This is a genomic window from Gemmatimonadaceae bacterium, from assembly GCA_036273715.1.
Taxonomy (GTDB): Bacteria; Gemmatimonadota; Gemmatimonadetes; order Gemmatimonadales; family Gemmatimonadaceae; genus JADGGM01.
This window is the reverse complement of the sequence record DASUHB010000033.1, coordinates 67,469-85,103: the sequence shown is the minus strand read 5'-3', so window position 1 is coordinate 85,103 and position 17,635 is coordinate 67,469. Positions and strand designations below refer to the sequence as shown.

Below are 17,635 nucleotides of genomic sequence, written 5' to 3'. Positions count from 1 at the left end.
GACTTTCCGAGCGAGCGACCACCATGCCTAACCAACTGATCCAGATCGCGCCGGCCTCGTGGGAGCACCCGGCGGACCGCGCCGCGCTCAACACGCTGCGCGCCTTACCCGGCTTCGATGAGGTCCTGCGCAAGGTGATGGGACTCATTGGCGAGCGCGGCGTCCGGAGCTTGTTCACCGCCAACGCGGTGCGCGTCGGGCCTCGCCAGCGGCCGAAGCTGGACGCGCTGTACGAGGAAGTGCTGCACACCATGGACTGGGCGGAACGCCCCGACCTGTTCGTGTCGCAGAGCCCGGTGGCCAACGCGATGGCGGTAGGCTTCGACAAGCCGTTCATCGTCGTCAACTCAGCCGCCATCGACATTCTGGACTGGGACGAGCGCCGCGTGCTGCTGGGCCACGAGTTAGGCCACGTCATGAGCGGCCACGCCACCTACACCACGCTCGCGCTGCTCATTCTGCGAATCGGATTCAGCAACATTCCGGGGCTCGGCCTGATCGCGCTGCCGATCCAGCTCGCGCTCATGGAGTGGTCGCGCAAGGCGGAGTTGTCGTCGGACCGCGCCGGCTTGCTCGCCACGCAGGACCCGCTCGCCTCGATGCGCATGTTCCTCAAGTTTGCCGGCGGCATCACCACCGACGACGAAGCGAACCTCGATGAATTCCTCACGCAAGCGCAGGAATACGAAGAGCGCGGCGGCGCGCTCGACGCGATCTTCCGTGTGCTCAACGTCGCCATGCGCACGCACCCGTTCAACACCGTGCGCGCGGCCGAGCTGCAACGCTGGATCGCAACCGGCGCGTACGATCGCATCGTGAATGGCGACTATCCGCGCCGCGGCGACAACGACCGGCCCCTGTCCGACGACTATGCGGAAGCTGCCGGTTATTACCGAAACGAGGCGCAATCCGCGGTCGAAACGATGAAGGATGCGCTCCGCGGCGCCCGCGACGCGTTCAACAACGCCTACCGGAACGCTACATCAAAGTGAAGGTGTTGCTCGTCGGCGGTGGCGCTCGAGAACACGCCCTCGCCTGGAAGCTCACGACCGACGATCCATCCCTCGAGCTGATCGGTGCGCCGGGAAATCCGGGAATCGCCGAGTATGGCCGCTGCGTATCGACACCGGCCACTGACCTCGCCGGCCTCGTGGAGCTCGCGCGCCGCGAGCGGCCGTACCTCGCGATCATCGGCCCGGAGGCACCGCTCGCCGCCGGCCTGGCCGACGCGTTGCGCGCGCACGGGGTGCCGACGTTCGGACCCGGCGCGGCCGCCGCGCGCATTGAGGCCTCGAAGGCGTTCGCCAAGCAATTGATGCTCGATGCCGGCGTTCCGACCGCGCAGGCCGGCCGGTACGTCAGGCCGGAGGACGCGAAGCGCGCCGCGCGTGCGTTAGGCGCGCCGGTCGTGATCAAGGCGTCCGGCCTGGCCGCCGGCAAGGGCGTGGTGATCGCCCGTACGTTAGGCGAAGCGGAGCAGGCGATCGACGCGATGCTGGTCGGCCACTCGTTCGGCGAGGCGGGCAACGAGATCCTCGTCGAGGAGTTCATGGACGGCGAGGAGATGTCGCTGTTTGCCCTCACCGACGGACGGCGCGTCGTGCCGATGCTGCCCGCCCAGGATCACAAGCGCCTGCTCACCGGGGACACCGGGCCGAACACCGGCGGCATGGGCGCCTTTGCGCCGCTCTCTATCGCGACACCGGTCCTGGTCGACGATGTGGTCGAACGCGTGATGCGTCCGACCCTGCGCGCGCTGCACGATGCGGGTACCCCGTTCAGCGGCCTCCTCTACGCCGGCCTGATGGTGGCGAGCGACGGCTCGTCGCCGCGCGTCGTCGAGTTCAACTGCCGGTTCGGCGACCCGGAGACAGAAGCGCTGCTGCCGCTGCTCGAGGAGCCGCTCCTGCCGCGACTGTTAGGCGTCGCCGAGGGCGAGATGGAGGAAAGGCCGCTCCGGTGGAGCGGACGCCACGCCGTGACCACCGTGGTCGCGGCGTCGGGTTATCCCGAATCGCCTCGGTTGGGCGACCCGATCGCGCTGCCTGCGGCCCGCGCCGATGTGCACGTATTCCATGCCGGAACCCGCCGCGCGGACGACGGGCGCCTCGTCACCGCCGGCGGCCGCGTGTTCGCGGTGACGGCCGTCGCCGACACGCTCGCCGATGCCCAACGCTCGAGCATTCGTACCGCCGGAGGAATCGAGTTCGCGGGCAGCCAGTACCGCGCCGACATCGCGTGGCGGGAGCTCGAGCGCCATGCCGGAGCTGCCTGAAACCGAGACCATCGCGCGCGACCTGCAGCGCGCGCTCGCGGGAGCCCGCATCACCGGCGTGACCGTCACGCACGCCGACGTCCTTCGCGAAACCACGCCGGCCAAGCTGCGGCGCGCGCTCACCGGCACCACGATCGAGCGATGTTGGCGGCGCGCCAAGCTCGTCGTGCTCGATCTCTCGACCGGCAACCGGCTGGTGGTGCAACCCCGTTTCACCGGCGCGTTGTTGATCGACGCGGGCTCGCTCCCCGAGCGCGAACGCGCCTACTCGACTCTGCTGCTCAACCTCGCCGACGGACGCGCCCTCCACTATCGCGACATCCGCCGGCTCGGCACCGTGACGCTGATGTCGCCCGAGCGTTGGGAACGCCATGCGGCAACGCTGGGCGTCGAACCGCTTGACGCTGCATTCACCGTCACGCATCTATCGGGCGCTCTTCGGGGCTCCTCACAGGCGGTGAAAAAGTTGGTGATGGATCAGCGCCGGATCGCCGGCCTCGGCAACATCTACGCGAACGAAGCGCTGTGGCGCGCGGGGATCGATCCATCGCGTGCGGGCCGAACCATTCGTGCGGACGAGGTCGAGCGGCTGCACGCGAGCATCGTGGGCGTGCTGCGCGAAGCCATCGAAGCGCGCGGGACGAGCTTTCGCGACTATCGCGACGCATCCGGCGAGCGCGGCTCGTTCGCGGCACGCCTCGATGTCTACGGACGCGGCGGCGAGGCGTGTCATCGCTGCGGCGGCCGGCTCCTAGCTACCGACGTCATCGACGGCCGTGCGACCGTGTTGTGTCCCCGCTGTCAGCGATGAAGCGGCGCTCGCTCCTTCCGCCTTGCACCGACGATGACCAACTGGCGCGCATGCGCGCTGCCGTGACCGCGGATGCGCGAGACCGGCCCGGCGTCTATCGCATGCACGGGAGCAGCGGCGAAGTGGTGTACGTCGGGAAATCGAAGCGGCTGCGGACGCGTCTGCTCAGCTATTTCCGCGGTCGATACCCCGAGGACAAAGGCGCGCGCATCATTCGCGAGGCGGTGCGCATCGACTGGGACTACACACCGAGCGAGTTCGCCGCGCTGTTGCTCGAGATGCGGCTCATCAAGCGGCTGCGTCCGCGGCTCAACGTGGCGATGAAGCGGGACGACCGGCACTTCGCGTTCATCAAGATCTCGCGCGGGCCCGCGGCAAAGCTCACCGTCGTCCGAGGCCCAACGGAAGACACCGCCGCCTACTACGGCCCGTTCCAGGGCGCACAACGGGTGAGCGAATCGCTGCGCGAGCTCAACGACGCGCTCGGCCTGCGCGACTGCACGGTCGAGCGCAAAATGCACTTCTCCGATCAGAGCGAGCTCTTTCAGATCGCGCGGACGCCGGGCTGCATCCGATTCGAGATCCATAAATGTCTGGGACCGTGTGTCGGCGGCTGCTCGGAGGCGCAGTACGACCACCGGCTCGCGTTAGCACGCGCGTTTCTCGACTGTACCGATGACACGCCCCTCCAGACGCTGCGCCGCGAGATGGAGGCGAGCAGCGCGCGGCTCGAGTTCGAGCGCGCGGCCGCACTGCGAGACAAGGTGAACCGCCTCGAAGAGTTGCGCGTGCAATTTCTGCGGCTGCGGTTCGGCGTCGAGTCGCTGACGTTCGTGTACACCGTGCCCGGCCACGGCGGCGAGGACCGCGTGTACCTGATTCGCCGCGGCCGCGTGCGGGACGAGCGGCCCGCGCCGCGCACGCCCGCCGATGACGCGGCGCTCGAACGGGCCATCGCGGACGTCTACGGCCCGATCGAGCGCCAGACCACGCGCGTGCCGACGCACGAGATCGACGAGATGCTGCTCCTCACCTCATGGTTCGGCCGCTTCCCCGAAGAGCTGGAGCGCGTTAGGCACGTGCCTCACCGCAGCGTCTTGTCCAGATACGACACGGTCGCGCTGTCGGCGGCGAGCCAGGAGGCGTAGCGCAGGAAGCCGTGGATCTCGTCGGGCAGCACGAGCTCCTCGTATTGCACGCCTTGCGCATCGAGGCGCCGCGCGAGATCGACCGTCTGGTGGAAGTGCACGTTGCGGTCGTCATCACCTTGAATGAGAAGCACCGGCGACTTCCACGTCGACACGTACGCGACCGGCGACGACTGCCACGCCACCTTCTCCGCCGAATCCAGGTCGGCCTTCTCGTACTGCAGCGCGCGGCGCGCGAAAAACTCCTGCACGTCGGACATCCAGTCGTGCACGCCGTGCATGTCGACGCCGGCCGCGAAGAGATCGGAGTTCTTGGCCAGCGCCATCGCCGTCAGGAAGCCGCCGTACGAGCCGCCCCAGATGCCGATGTGCGCGCCGTTCACCTCCGGCAGCGAACGCAGGTATTCCGCGCCGGCCTTCACGTCCAGATACTCCGAGGCGCCGAAGCGGCCGGCGTGATCCGGATGATGAAACTCGTGGCCGTAGCCGATGCCTAACCGATAGTTGACGGCGAGCACCACGAACCCGCGCGACGCGAGGTACTGGTTGACCGCATACGAGTTCGAGTAGTAATCCATGGGGTGCCAGCCGAGCAGCATCTGGCGCGGCGGACCGCCATGGACGAACACCACGGCCGGTGCGTGCGACAGGCCGGGTTTGGCGAAGAGGTCCGCGTGCACCTCCGTGCCGTCGGATGCCTTGTACGTGACGGCCCGAGGCACGATGAGCTGCGATGCCGGAAAGTCCGAAGGAATCCGGTCGGCCCCGATGAGCCGCGCCGCGCCGCCGCCTAACGGAACGATCGCGGGCACGGGTGGCCGTCGCGCGTCGGCCGACAGGTACACCACCGATGCGCCGTCGCCGGTGACCACCGGCGTCCACTCGACTCCCGTGCCCGGCGTCAGATTCACCGGCGCCGCTCTGTCCACCGGCACCTTGAACACGTGACGGCGCTCGATGTCGTCCGGACCCGCACCCATGTTCGACGCGTACACCAGCGTCTTGCCGTCGCGCGACATCGTGATGTACTCGGCCATACCGCGCGCGGGCGTGAGCAGGAGCGGCGTTCCTCCGGAAGATTCAATGGAATAGAGATGCGGCCACCCATCGACATCCGAGAGGAACACGATGCGGTTGCCCGTTGCCCAGTGAAGATTCGCTTCGCCATCCGTGGTCGGCATGGAACCGCGCAGCGTGTTCGGACTCTGCCACACTTGATGGGCGGCCAGCGTCGACAGATTTGCGGCCCAGATGGCAAACGGCCGCGGATGCTGCTCGAGCATCGTCTCCGGCGCGCCACCGTTTCCCGGCCGGCGCACAAAGGCGATCTGCGTACCGTCCAGCGACCACTGCGGATTCTCGTCGATCGACGTCGAGGGCGACACGTAGCGCAGCGGCGTCGAGTCGTTGGTGTAGAGCGCGATGAACGAGTGGTCGCCGCGCGACGACACGAACGCGAGCGTGTTCCCATCCGGCGACCATTCCGGATCCTCGCTCTCGCCCGTCGCGAACAGCAGTCGCTTGCCCGCCTGCGATCCGTCGGTCGGAACTACCCAGATCTGATGATCTCGGACGTACGCGACGCGGTCGCCGCGCGGCGAGACCGCGGGGAGGTCGCCTTCGGCGAGCTTCTTGGGTTGACCGCCGCTCGCGGGCACGGTCCAGATCTCTACCATCGGCTGTACAGGACTCGATGCCGGATCCGGAGCCAGATTGCCCGGCGCCGGCCAATTGGCGTCGTGGTCGCCGCCGCGCACGTAGACGACCGTGTTGCCATCGGGGGTGAAGGCGAGATTCGTGAGCTCCTGCCCATCGTCGGCGGTGTAGCTCGTAACGCGATGCGCCTGCCAATCGGGCGCCGAAGCGACGTAGATGTTCCGCACGCCGCGTTCATCGAAGACCCATGCGACCCGCGCGCCGCTCGGCGCCGCGACGAGCGCCGACGGGAACGGGTACGACATGACCTGTTGCAGGGTGAACGGGCCCGACGCGCGCTGCGCACGGGCGACGCCCGTCGCCGCGCTCGCGGCCAGGAGCGCAGTCGCTATGCACACGAGCGACCTGCGGAATGAGCACTGATGCATGGGGATCCTCGGAGTGAGAGTGCGGCGCGGCGGCCGATGTCGCCGCGACGGACGGCGACATACTCGCGTCCGGCGCAAGCGGCGTCAACCAATTACTCGCTGCCGCGCACCAATTCGCGGTGGACGAATCCTCGCGACGATCAGCCGACCGTCTCCGCGTCGACCGGAATGATCGCGACCTCTGCCCGGCCCCGGGCAATCGTGAGCCGCGCAACGCTCGGCTTCAGGTTGAAGCGCCGCGGTCCGGCGGCGCCGGGATTCACGATGAGACGTCCATCGACTCGGGTGACGAGCGCTTGATGTGTGTGGCCGTACACGAGGACATCGCCCGCGTATCGGGCGGCGAGCGGCTCGGGTCGCGGCTGTCCGAGCTCGTGTCCGTGGCTTACGTGGATGCGGACACCCGCCACCTCGCGCACCAATTCCTGCGCGAGACGCGGGTCGTCCGGCTCATCGGTGTTGCCGAACACCGCCTCGACGGGCGCAATGAGCGCGAGCTCGTCGAGCACGTCATCGCCGCCGACGTCGCCGGCGTGAAGGATGAGCGACACGCCGGCCAACGCCCTGTGGACGCCCGGCCGCACCAGGCCATGCGTGTCCGAGATGAGACCGATGACGACGGGCGTGTCGTTAGGCATCGACGCCGCGGCGCGGCGCCGCGTCGCCCCACCGTGCGCTCAACCGGTGCTCCACGCCCAGGTGGTCGAGCACGCGGGCGACGACGAAATCGACGAGGTCATCGATGCCCGTTGGCGCGTGATAGAATCCCGGCGCGGCCGGCATTACGATGGCGCCGGCGCGGGACACGCGCAGCATGTTCTCGAGGTGGATCACGCTCAGCGGAGTCTCCCGCGGTACGAGGAGCAGCGGGCGTCTCTCCTTGAGCGTGACGTCGGCTGCGCGCTCGATGAGCGACCGCGACGTTCCGTGTGCGATCGCCGCCAGCGTCCCCATCGAGCACGGGCATACCACCATCCCGCTGGTGCGCGCCGAGCCCGACGCCGGAGCGGCGCCGCGATCGCCGTCATCGAACACGGTCACGGAGCGGTCCCACGCGGCCGCGCCGACCCGCGCGCGCAGGGCGTCCGCGTCCCCGATGCCGGCCTCCATGCCTAACAAACGCCATCCGTGCGATGACACGATGAGCGACACGGTCCGGCGGGCCGCCGCGAGCTGCTCGACCAGGCGCACCGCGTAGGGCGCACCGGAGGCGCCGGTGATCGCGACGACGATGGGCGCGGCGCGCGGCGTCATCGCCGGATCAGCCGCTCGAGCAGCACGAACCCGAAGAACGTGACGCTGATGATGCCGTTCATCGTGAAGAACGCGGCGTCGAGGCGGGACAGGTCGCCGGGCCGCACGAGCGCGTGCTCGTACACGAGCAGCGCGGCCACGACCGCCACGCCGGCGAGATACAGCGCGCCGCCGCCTAACGCCAGGCCGGCGCCCGCGAGGCAGAGTACGGTCAGCGTGTGGAGCGCGCGCGCGGCGCGCACGGCGCCGCGCTCGCCCAGCGTCACCGGCAGCGAGTGCAGGCCGTGCTGCCTGTCGAAGCCGACGTCCTGGAGCGCGTAGAAAATGTCGAAGCCGCCCACCCAACCCATGACGGCGATCGCCAGCAGCACGATCGCCCACCAGGGACTGCTCCAGGTGCCGGTCACGGCGAGATAGCCGCCCACCGGCGCGATGCCCGTTCCGAGTCCGAGCGCAAGGTGCGCCCAGTGCGTGAACCGCTTGGTGTAGCTGTAGAAGAGCACCCAGCCTAACGCAAGCGGCGACAGCCGGAAGCAGAGCGGATTGAGGCGCCACGCCGCGAACACGAAGAGCGCGGCGGCAACGGCCACGGCCGCCGCCGCTTCGCCGACGCCGATCGCACCGGACGGAATCTCGCGTTGCGCCGTCCGCGGATTCTGTGCATCCAGCCGGCGATCGGCGATCCGGTTGAAGCCCATCGCCGTGAACCGCGCCGCCGTGAAGGCGACGGCCACCCAGCCCACCACCCGCCACGTCACCGGTTGGGCATAGCTCGCGAGCACCACACCGACGAGCGCAAACGGCAGCGCGAACAGCGTGTGCGGCAGCTTGACCAGATTGGCGTAACGTGTCAGGCGCGACGCGCCCGTGAACGTCTGGCCCTCGCGCATGGGCGCCGTGTCCGTGGTCATGCCGCGCTCCGCGCCTCCCCCCGCGCGCCTAACTGAATGCTCACGCGCCGAGCGGAATGCCGAGCTCTGCCCAACGCGCGCGGACGCGGGCGTCGGTGGCCGCGTCCATCACCACTCTGCCGGGCCACGGCCGATCGAACCCTTCCTCCGGCCATTTGCGCGTCGCGTCCAGGCCCATCTTCGATCCATACGTGAAGGCGCGGCTCGAATGGTCGAGCACGTCGATCGGCCCCATCGTGAATCGCGCGTCGCGCTCCGGGTCCAGATTGTTGAGCGCCACCCACCACGCCTCCTGCGGATCGCGCACGTTCACGTCCTTGTCCACGACCACCAACAGCTTCGCCAGCGCCATCAACCCCTGCCCCCACATCGCGTTCATCACCTTGTACGCGTGTCCGGGATACTGCTTGTCGATCGACACGAAGACGAGGTTGTGAAAGATCCCCTCCGCCGGCATGTGATAGTCGACGATCTCGGGGATCGTCAACTTGAGCAGCGGCAGAAAAATGCGCTCGGTGGCATGGCCGAGATAGAAGTCTTCCATCGGCGGCCGGCCGACGATGGTGGTCGCGTACACCGGATTCTCTCGCATCGTCACCGCCGTGACGTGCACGCACGGATAGAGATCGGCTAACGAATAGAATCCCGTGTGGTCGCCGAACGGCCCCTCGGTGACTAACGGCTCGCGCGGATCGATGTACCCTTCGATCACGATCTCCGCTTCGGCCGGCACCTCGAGGTCGCACGTCACCGCCCTGGCGAGCGAGACCGGCTCGCGGCGCAGGAAACCGGCGAACAGAAACTCGTCGACCGTCGGCGGGAGCGGCGCCGACGCCGCGTACACGGACGCCGGATCGGCGCCGATCGCGATGCACACCGGCATCGTCTCGCCCCGCCCGGCCATCACGCGCCAGTGCGCGGCGCCGACCTTGTGGCGCTGCCAGTGCATCGCCAGCGTGCGCGACCCCAGTTGCTGCACGCGGTACATACCGACGTTCCGAATGCCGCGCACCGGGTCGCGTGAAATGACCATCGGCAGCGTGATGTAGGGACCGCCGTCTTCCGGCCAGCAAGTGATGATCGGCAGTCGGTGCAGATCGATCTCGTCGCCCTGCCACACGATGGCCTGGCACGGCGGCGACCCGCTCCGCATGCGCGGCGGAAACTTTCCCACCTCGAGGAGCCGCGGCAGCAGCGACAGCTTTCCGAGAATGCCCTCCGGCACTTTGAGCTCGAGCAGCTCGGTGATCCGCGCGCCGATCGCATCCAGGTCGTCCACGCCTAACGCCATCGCCATACGCCGCAGCGAGCCGAACAGGTTGATGGCCACGGGATAGTTCGATCGCGACCCGTCGCGCAGCACGGGCTGCTCGAACACGAGCGCCTTCCCGCCCCCTGCGCTTTTCATCACCCGGTCGGCGATCGCGCACAGCTCGAGCTCCACGGCCACCGGCGCGCGCACGCGCACCAGCTCGCCGGCCGCCTCGAGGGCCGAAAGAAATTCGCCTAACGAATCGAGGCTCACGCGCCGGCTCCTCGTTCGCCCCAGTGCACCGCCGTCACGCCGAGGGTGAGCGTCTCGTAGCCCACGCCGGCGAGACCGGCCTGCGCCAGCCGCGCCGCGAGCTCCGGCGCCGGCGGAAAATGCGCCACCGACTCGGGCAGGTAGCGGTACGCGGTGCGATGGCCGCTCACCAGGCGGCCCACCAGCGGCAGCAACTGTCTAAAATACACGTGGTATACTCCGCGGACGAGTGCCGAGGGCGGCGCCGAGCAGTCGAGCACCACGAGCCGAGCCCCTGGCTTGAGGACGCGCGCCAGCTCGCGAAGCCCGGCGTCGATGTCGGCGAAATTGCGCACGCCGAACGCCACCATCGCGCCGTCGACCGACGCGTCGCCTAACGGAAGCTGGAGCGCGTCCGCCACCAGCGCGCGCACGTTCGCCGCGCCAGGCTTGTTCCCTCCCGCCCGCAGCATCGCTTCGGCGAAATCGGCCGCCAGCACGGTGCCGGCAAATCCGGCGCGCTTCGACAGCTCGACGCTCATGTCCAGCGTGCCGGCGCACGCGTCGAGATAGAGCCCCCGCGGACGACGCTCCCAGCCGAGCACGTCGATCGCCCGCCGGCGCCACCGGCGATCGATGTTGAACGACAGCAGCCTGTTGAGAAAATCGTAGGTCGGCGCGATCTCGGAGAACATCCGCCGCACGTATCGGCGCTTGACCACACCGCTCGCCTGCGCGCCCTGCTCCGCCTGCGCGTCAGTCGCGCGCTCGCGCCCCGCACCCGCCGCCTCGAGCGCTTCGCGCCGTTCCGTGTCGACCGCAGACATTCAGGAAAAGTTGGGCTCAAGCAAAAGCCAAAGCAAGCGCGATGCTGGATGCCCGAGCACCAGCACGCTAACTTGCGCGAGCATCGGCCGGTTGACCGTCTCGCACTCGATCGAGTTGCCGTCTTCCTACGATCTCTCGACCCTCCCCGACGCCGATGTCGCAACCCTCGCCAAAGAAGGACGGGAAGCGGCGTTTCGGGAGCTCGTTCACCGCTACGAACGACCCGTCTTCTCGCTCATTTTCCGCATGGTCCGCGATCGCGAGACCGCGGAAGATCTCGCGCAGGATACGTTCGTTCGCGTCCTGAACCACATCGATCGCTACCGTCCGGAATTCAAGTTCTCGAGCTGGTTGTTCAAGATCGCTAACAACCTCACCATCGATCATCTCCGCAAGCGCCAGCTCGACACGATCAGTATCGAAGGCTCGCCCCACGCTCAGACCACCGCCGAAGCCGAGGCAACCTCGGTCGACGTGCGGTCGCACGACGAATCGCCGCTCGAGGAAATCGAGTCGCGTGAGCTCGGAACCGCCATCGAACGCGCCATCGCCCAGCTTCGCCCCGAATATCGCTCCTGCATTCTCCTGCGGCACGTCGAGGGCCGGTCCTACGAGGAAATAGCGGCCACCCTCGACCTGCCCCTTGGCACGGTCAAAACGTACATCCATCGTGCCCGGCACGAGCTCCGGGAAGCCCTGTCTCACCTGCGCACCTGACGTGAAACCCTCTGACACACCGCAACGTACGACTTGGTGGAGGCCCCGTGGACAGACACCTACTTCCTGAAGAGATCGATCAGCTGCTTGACGGCGACGTCGGCTTCGGCACGGCGCCGCTCAAGATGCACGTTCGGGCTTGCGCGACGTGTCGCGCCGAGCTCGACGAGGCGCGTGCATTGGTCCGGCAGCTCGAGCATCTCCCGCACTTCGTGCCGTCCACCGTCTTCGCGGATCGGGTGTTGTCGCAGGTCCAGGTGTTCGTCCCCTGGCACGTCGCCGCGCTGGATACCGTCCGCGGCTGGATGCCGCGCACGCGCACGGCTCGCGCATTTGCGTGGACCGGCGTAGGCAGCGCCGCCGTGGTCCTCACCATCGTGTCGCTCTTTCTGCTGACGCGCCTCGACGCGGTGATCTTCTCCATCGACTTGGCAGTCGGCCGGGTACGCGCTGCCGTCGGCAGCGGTCTGGCCGACGTCGTGGCGGCGTTCTTCGGGAATGCGGCCGTTCACGCGTTTCGAACGAGCGGCGCCATCGGCGTCTGGGTCGCGCTCACGCTCTTGTTGTTGTTTGCCGCCGTTACGGCCCGTGCGATGCGCGCCGTGGTGGCGGGTCCGCGCCGTCGTTAGACCGATGCCGACCCGCCACCTGGCCTGCCTGCGCGCCGCGATCCTGGCTGGCGCGCTCGCGGTGGCCACATCCGTCCATGCCGCCGGGGCCCAGACCAAACGCGCTCCTGCCCGCGCGCCGAGCGCCGGCGATTCGATCACCGCCCTCGTCGACTCCCTCGGCCGCGATCCCAACGGCGTTGCGATCGAGCGGTCCGCGGTGGAATCCGGGCCGCGCACGGTGCCGGCGGGGACCACGGTCAACGGGTCCATCGGATCGTTCCACGGGCCCCTCGACGTCCGCGGCACGGTCACGGGCAACGCCGTTGCGTTAGGCGGAGACGTCGTCGTCCACTCGGGCGGCGTGGTGCGCGGCGACGCGATCGCGTTAGGCGGCCATGTGCAGCTCGACGGCGGAACGGTCGAGGGCGAGATGCGCTCGCTGTCCGCCCTCACCGTGGGGCCGCTGGCCAAGAGCGCGCCGCGGACGCCGGCGCAGGCCACCAAACGGTCGCTGTCGCTGGCCGTGGGCTGGTACCTCGTGCTCGCGGTGATCGGCCTGTTCGCCGCCCTCTTCGCGCGCGGCAACCTCGAAAACATCGCCGAGCGCATCCGCGACGACTTTTCGCGGTGTTTCTTCTACGGCGTCGTTGGACAGATCGCGTTCTTGCCCGCGCTCGTCGTCTGCATCGTCGCGCTCTGCATCACCGTCATCGGCATTCTGCTCATTCCCTTCGCGATCGTCGGCTTCGTGTTGGGCGGCGCCGGTGCCATCGCACTCGGCTTCCTCGCCATGTCGTATATGACCGGCGAAGCGGCCATGCGATGGCGCGGAGCGGTATCGCCGTACACTCCGCCGCCGGTGGTGCAGTTCCTGTTCATCGGGCTGTCCCTTTACTTCGTGCTGTGGATGGTCGGTGGTCTGCTGTCGTGGGCTGGTTGGTTCGGCGCGCTGATTCGACTCGTCGCGGCTATGGTGACGTGGGTGGCTGTCACCGTCGGGTTCGGCGCCACGCTTGCGTCGCGCGGCGGTACACGCGCGCCGGGTGGCCGCGTTCCGCCCCCGCGAACGCCGCCCACTATCCCTGACGCCAGCTGGCAGACGCCGACGCCGGTATCAGGCGTCGCCGCGGCGCGCCGTCCCACGCCGCCGCCCCGGTCGGTGCAACGCTGATGCGCGCTCGACGCGACACCTTGGCCGTGCTCGTGTTCGCCCTCGTGGCGGCACGCGTTCCGGCAGCGCGCAGCCAGGTCTGGAGGACGGTCACCGCCTCGCGTCAGCGCGGAGCGGCCGATTCACTGCGGCTCCACGTGTACTTCGGCGCGGGCACGTTCAACATCATGCCGGCCACGGAGCCGCTGCTCTATACGCTCGATCTGCGATTCGACGCCAACCGCGTGCGGCCGATGCACCATTACGACGCCGCGACGAACACGCTCACGATCCGCTCGGACAGCGCGATCGGCCACCCGTTCTCGCTGGACCTCAAGCGCACGGGGTTCAACCTCAACGGACCGGGCGACGACCGCAACGGCACCGACGTCTCGCTGGGCCTCGCGCGCGGCGTGCCGCTCGACCTCTCGCTTACGTTAGGCGCGTGCGACGCGACGCTCGATCTCTCGAACCTCTCGGTGCGGCGCCTGCACCTCGAGACCGGAGCGAGCCAGACCACGATGACGTTTTCGGCGCCCAACCCGGTGGCGATGACGTCCATGCAGTTGAACATCGGCGCCGCCGGCCTCACCGTGAACTCGCTCGGCAACGCCCGCGCGGCGAACGTGCAGGTGTCGGCCGGCGTCGGGGGGGCGGACCTCGACCTCGGCGGAACGTGGACCGGCACGATGCACCTGGTGTTGAGCGCTGCGTTAGGCGGCATCACCCTGCGCGTGCCGCAGGACGTGGGGATCGAGGCGCGCGTCGCCAAAACCCTGGGCAGCCTCGACGCCGCCGATCTCACCGAGCGCGACGGCGTCTACCATTCGGCCAACTGGACGACCGCGACGCGCACGATCGTCATCGACGCCACCGCCACGCTTGCCGGTCTCGAGATCACCCGCGAGTAGGCTGCGCAGGCCGTCGGTCGCCGCCGGCTCGTCGACCCACAAAGCGCGATTCAAATATCCGACGCCGTGTGCTGGCCGTTCTACGGCGCCGGCCTGAGAAGCACCGGCGTCCCGCGCGCCGCACCCAGCGTCCGGCCGGCGCTGCCATCTCGCACGGCGATCTCGAGCAAGCCCGATGACCCGGTCACGGCCACCACATCGCCCGATGTGCCGTCGCCGTACGACCGCACGATCGGCACCACGTGCTCGCCGAGCACTACCGATCCTCCACGCGGCGCCACGAGGTTGGTGATCAGATTGCCGAACCGGTCGACCGTGATCACTTCGCCCGACAGGGTGCCATCGGCCATCCGCTTCGCCTCGGGCGTGCGACGCAGCAGGGGCGCGTCGTACGTCCGGCCTAACGCCTCGAGCGGCGAGCCACCGGCGAGGCGCGCCGCGGCCGGGGCGAACACGTCGCGCCCGTGAAATGTCGCCGACGCCTGCGGCGGGGTCGGCAGCTCGACGACCCGCACGTCCGACCGCAGCAACGCGGGCGACAGCACGCCGTTGTCGGGCCCGACGAGAAACCGGCCGTCGCTCTCCACCGCCAGCGCCGCGCGCGAGGTGCCGACGCCCGGATCCACCACCACCAGGTGGATCGTGCCTAACGGAAAGCGCCGCCAGTAGCGCGCGATGGCGAGCCGCGCGCCATCCACATCCTGCGGCGCCACGTCGTGCGCGATGTCCACCAGCTGCGCCTGCGGCAGCATCGCGTAGATCACCCCCTTCATTTCGCCGACGTATCCGTCGGCGGTGCCGAAGTCGGTGAGGAGCGTGATCAGCGGCATGGTCACACGGACTTACGCTTCCATCGGCCCCAGCGCCAGAGCGACATCATCGCCACGCCGCGGCCCAACGCAGTGATCGAGATGGTCCACCAGATCCCGGCGGTGCCCCACCTGGCAGCCGCCCACACCGCGATCGGAAGCCGCAGCACCGTCAGCGTGCTCGACGTGAGCATGGGCGGCAGCGTCTCCCCGGCGCCGCCCAGCGCACCCTCCAACACGAGCTCGCTTCCGCTGAACAGTGTTGATACCGCCGCGATCCGCAGATAATGCGCGCCCTCGATCACGACCGCCGGATCGCGCGTGAACAGCCCGGTGAACTGCGGCGCCAACGTGAACTCGAGCAGCGCACCGACGGCGCAGATCGCCGTGGAAAACCCCGTGGCGATCCAGCCGGCGCGCGCCGCGCGCTGCGGCTGCCGCGCGCCGAGGTTCTGTCCGACCATGGCCGCGGCCGCGGCGGCGCAGCCCACGCCGATCATGAACGTCCAGCTCTCGACCCGCTGCCCGACGCCGAGGGCCGCCAACGCCGGCGTGCCGAACTCCGCGGTCGTGCGCGTGAGGAGCACGTACACGATCGCGAACACGATGCCCGTCACGGCGGTGGGGAGCCCGACGCGCGAGATCGCGGCCAGCGTGCCGAACGCGATCCGCCCCACGCGGATCTTCCGTCGGCGCGCGAGGAGCGCGATGCCGAGCACGAAGGCGACCGCGCGCGTGGCGATCGTCGCCACCGCGGCGCCCGCGATGCCTAACCGTGGCGCCGGCCCCAGGCCGAGGATGAGCACCGGGTCCAGCACCAGCGCCGCCGCCACCGTGGTCACGAGGAGCAGGAACGGCGTGCGCGTGTCGCCGGAGGCGCGGAACGCCGCGTCCACGGCGAAGAAACCGAAAATGAGCGGCGCCCCGATCAGGTAGGTCCCGAGATACCGGATGCCTAACACGGTGACGTCGGGCGGCGTGTCCATCACCGCGAACATTCGGTCGAGCGCCAGGTGCCCCGCGACGGCAATGACCGCCCCGATGAACAGCGCATACACGACCGCGTCGCCCACCGCCCGCGCCGCGGCGTCCGGCCGGCCCTGCCCGTGGCGCCGCGACGCGACGGCCGTTAGGCCGACGCTGATCATGTCGGCGCACGAGATGATCATCCAGATCCAGAATATCGACGTCGACACCGCCGCCAGGCCGGCCGCGCCGATCTTCTGACCCACCCAGAACGCGTCGACCGAGTAGAACAACGTCATGAGCAGCATCGACGCGACCGCCGGCAGCGCGAACACCACGATCGCGCGCGCCAGCGGCCCACTCGTGATCGCCGGGTTCGCCCCGTACTCGCCCGTCACCGCGACGGTCAGAAGCCCGTCGCGAGGGTCCAACGGCAACGCGGCCGCCGGATCGAGCTCCGGCGGCCGCGTTGGAGTGGACGGCGTCACGCTTCGCTCGCTCATGCCGCTCTGGCCCGGTCCACCGCGTCCACGACGCGACGCGCGGCATCTTCGAGCGCGCGCGCGGCCGCCGACTCCGGCTCCGACAACACGATGGGCACGCCTTCGTCGCCGCCCGCGCGCACGGGCGGATAGAGCGGAATCTCGCCGAGCAGCGGCACACCCAGCTCATCGGCCAGACCGCGCCCGCCGCCGGCGCCGAAGATCGGCGTCCGCGCGCCACAGCCGCTGCACTCGAGCCAGCTCATGTTCTCGACGATGCCTAACACCGGGACGCTCACCCGCTGGAACATCCGCGCGCCCCGCAGCGCGTCGCCGACCGCCACGGGCTGCGGCGTCGTCACGATCACCGCGCCGTGCACGTGCGTCGCCTGCACCAGCGACAACTGCGCGTCGCCCGTCCCCGGCGGCATGTCGACCAGAAAATAGTCGAGCTCGCCCCAATCCACGTCGCGCAGAAACTGCGTCACGATCTTCATCACGATCGGACCGCGCCAGATCGCCGGCTGGTCCCGCTCGATCAGAAACCCGAGGCTCATCAGCTTCACGCCATGCGCCACGAGCGGCTTGATGCGGTTGTTCATCACCGGCGGGGCTTCGTCAACGCCCATCATGCGCGGAATGTTAGGCCCATAGACGTCCGCGTCCATGATGCCCACACGTGCACCACTCCGCGCCAATGCAACGGCGAGGTTGGTCGCGACCGTCGTCTTCCCGACGCCGCCCTTGCCGCTCGAGATCGCGATCACATGCCCCAGGTTGGGATACTCGACCGGTGTCGGCGGAGGCGGCACCGCCGCGCGCCGTGACTGCGGCTCCTGTCCGATCACCGGCAGCGCGCGCCCCGCAGGTGACGCGTCCTGTGCCGGCGGCTGCGACTTCTGCTTTGCCTGCGACGGATCTTTCACGTCCACGCGCACGTCGGTAACCCCGTCGACAGCTTCGACCGCCTGACGCACCGCGCGCACCAGCGATGCCGGATCCTCGGCAGCAAGCAGCATGGTGAAGCGCACCCGGCCTTCGACCGTCACGCCGATGTCGCGGATCATCTCCGACGACATCACGTCGAGGCCGGTGCGCGGATTCGTCACCGCGCGCAACGCTGCCGCGATGCGCGCTTGCAGAGGTTCAGACATGTCGTGATCTCCCCGATCGT

At 69.0% G+C, this 17,635-nt stretch carries 17 protein-coding genes; 8 read left to right on the top strand and 9 right to left on the bottom strand.

The genetic code is table 11. The features are described 5' to 3' along the window. Window positions 1-23: 23 nt before the first annotated feature. Genes VFW04_06995 through VFW04_06980 form a run of 4 tightly spaced genes read left to right on the top strand, consistent with a single transcriptional unit; the run spans window position 24 to window position 4,234 of the window. Window positions 24-992, top strand: a complete 969-nt coding sequence (locus tag VFW04_06995) for a M48 family metallopeptidase (protein HEX5179058.1) — start codon at window positions 24-26, stop codon at window positions 990-992. Continuing rightward, window positions 989-2,275: a phosphoribosylamine--glycine ligase gene (purD, locus tag VFW04_06990; protein HEX5179057.1), complete on the top strand. Its 1,287-nt coding sequence runs from the start codon at window positions 989-991 to the stop codon at window positions 2,273-2,275. The genes VFW04_06995 and purD overlap by 4 nt, the downstream gene beginning before the upstream one ends. After that, the gene (gene mutM, locus VFW04_06985) at window positions 2,259-3,086 is read left to right on the top strand and encodes a bifunctional DNA-formamidopyrimidine glycosylase/DNA-(apurinic or apyrimidinic site) lyase (GenBank protein ID HEX5179056.1); all 828 of its coding nucleotides are present in this window, start codon (window positions 2,259-2,261) and stop codon (window positions 3,084-3,086) included. Before purD ends, mutM begins: the two co-directional genes overlap by 17 nt. After that, window positions 3,083-4,234: a UvrB/UvrC motif-containing protein gene (locus tag VFW04_06980; GenBank protein ID HEX5179055.1), complete on the top strand. Its 1,152-nt coding sequence runs from the start codon at window positions 3,083-3,085 to the stop codon at window positions 4,232-4,234. The genes mutM and VFW04_06980 overlap by 4 nt, the downstream gene beginning before the upstream one ends. On the opposite strand, the gene VFW04_06975 is transcribed toward VFW04_06980, so the two are convergent. The 6 genes from VFW04_06975 to VFW04_06950 form a co-directional block, all read right to left on the bottom strand. Then, window positions 4,171-6,318, bottom strand: a complete 2,148-nt coding sequence (locus VFW04_06975) for a prolyl oligopeptidase family serine peptidase (protein ID HEX5179054.1) — start codon at window positions 6,316-6,318, stop codon at window positions 4,171-4,173. The two genes, VFW04_06980 and VFW04_06975, sit on opposite strands and share 64 nt — an antisense overlap. Window positions 6,319-6,458: 140 nt before the next feature. Continuing rightward, window positions 6,459-6,956 (bottom strand): metallophosphoesterase family protein, encoded by a 498-nt coding sequence (locus VFW04_06970; GenBank protein ID HEX5179053.1) that lies wholly within the window; start codon window positions 6,954-6,956, stop codon window positions 6,459-6,461. Continuing rightward, window positions 6,949-7,572, bottom strand: a complete 624-nt coding sequence (locus VFW04_06965) for a flavin prenyltransferase UbiX (GenBank protein HEX5179052.1) — start codon at window positions 7,570-7,572, stop codon at window positions 6,949-6,951. Before VFW04_06965 ends, VFW04_06970 begins: the two co-directional genes overlap by 8 nt. Next, window positions 7,569-8,483 (bottom strand): UbiA-like polyprenyltransferase, encoded by a 915-nt coding sequence (locus VFW04_06960; GenBank protein ID HEX5179051.1) that lies wholly within the window; start codon window positions 8,481-8,483, stop codon window positions 7,569-7,571. The genes VFW04_06965 and VFW04_06960 overlap by 4 nt, the downstream gene beginning before the upstream one ends. Window positions 8,484-8,523: 40 nt before the next feature. After that, the gene (locus VFW04_06955; GenBank protein ID HEX5179050.1) at window positions 8,524-10,008 is read right to left on the bottom strand and encodes a menaquinone biosynthesis decarboxylase; all 1,485 of its coding nucleotides are present in this window, start codon (window positions 10,006-10,008) and stop codon (window positions 8,524-8,526) included. Continuing rightward, window positions 10,005-10,814 carry a ubiquinone/menaquinone biosynthesis methyltransferase gene (locus VFW04_06950; protein ID HEX5179049.1) on the bottom strand — a complete coding sequence of 270 codons (810 nt, stop codon included), beginning with the start codon at window positions 10,812-10,814 and terminating at the stop codon, window positions 10,005-10,007. Before VFW04_06950 ends, VFW04_06955 begins: the two co-directional genes overlap by 4 nt. A 91-nt stretch (window positions 10,815-10,905) precedes the next feature. Here VFW04_06950 and VFW04_06945 point away from each other — a divergent pair, with 91 nt between their 5' ends. Genes VFW04_06945 through VFW04_06930 form a run of 4 tightly spaced genes read left to right on the top strand, consistent with a single transcriptional unit; the run spans window position 10,906 to window position 14,204 of the window. Then, the gene (locus VFW04_06945; protein ID HEX5179048.1) at window positions 10,906-11,532 is read left to right on the top strand and encodes a sigma-70 family RNA polymerase sigma factor; all 627 of its coding nucleotides are present in this window, start codon (window positions 10,906-10,908) and stop codon (window positions 11,530-11,532) included. Window positions 11,533-11,579: 47 nt separating this feature from the next. Beyond that, window positions 11,580-12,161 (top strand): hypothetical protein, encoded by a 582-nt coding sequence (locus tag VFW04_06940; GenBank protein ID HEX5179047.1) that lies wholly within the window; start codon window positions 11,580-11,582, stop codon window positions 12,159-12,161. Window positions 12,162-12,165: 4 nt separating this feature from the next. Next, on the top strand, window positions 12,166-13,314 hold the full coding sequence (locus VFW04_06935; protein HEX5179046.1) for a polymer-forming cytoskeletal protein: 1,149 nt from the start codon (window positions 12,166-12,168) through the stop codon (window positions 13,312-13,314). Next, window positions 13,314-14,204 carry a hypothetical protein gene (locus tag VFW04_06930; GenBank protein HEX5179045.1) on the top strand — a complete coding sequence of 297 codons (891 nt, stop codon included), beginning with the start codon at window positions 13,314-13,316 and terminating at the stop codon, window positions 14,202-14,204. The genes VFW04_06935 and VFW04_06930 overlap by 1 nt, the downstream gene beginning before the upstream one ends. A gap of 80 nt (window positions 14,205-14,284) precedes the next feature. Here VFW04_06930 and VFW04_06925 read toward each other — a convergent pair whose 3' ends face one another. The 3 genes from VFW04_06925 to VFW04_06915 are packed head-to-tail and all read right to left on the bottom strand — an operon-like array spanning window position 14,285 to window position 17,615. After that, a complete protein-coding gene (locus tag VFW04_06925; protein HEX5179044.1) occupies window positions 14,285-15,034 on the bottom strand; it encodes an SAM-dependent chlorinase/fluorinase in 750 nt (249 codons plus the stop codon). A 2-nt stretch (window positions 15,035-15,036) separates the two neighbouring features. After that, a complete protein-coding gene (locus VFW04_06920) occupies window positions 15,037-16,482 on the bottom strand; it encodes an MATE family efflux transporter (protein ID HEX5179043.1) in 1,446 nt (481 codons plus the stop codon). Then, window positions 16,479-17,615 carry an Mrp/NBP35 family ATP-binding protein gene (locus tag VFW04_06915; GenBank protein HEX5179042.1) on the bottom strand — a complete coding sequence of 379 codons (1,137 nt, stop codon included), beginning with the start codon at window positions 17,613-17,615 and terminating at the stop codon, window positions 16,479-16,481. Before VFW04_06915 ends, VFW04_06920 begins: the two co-directional genes overlap by 4 nt. Between the last annotated feature and the right edge of the window lie 20 nt (window positions 17,616-17,635).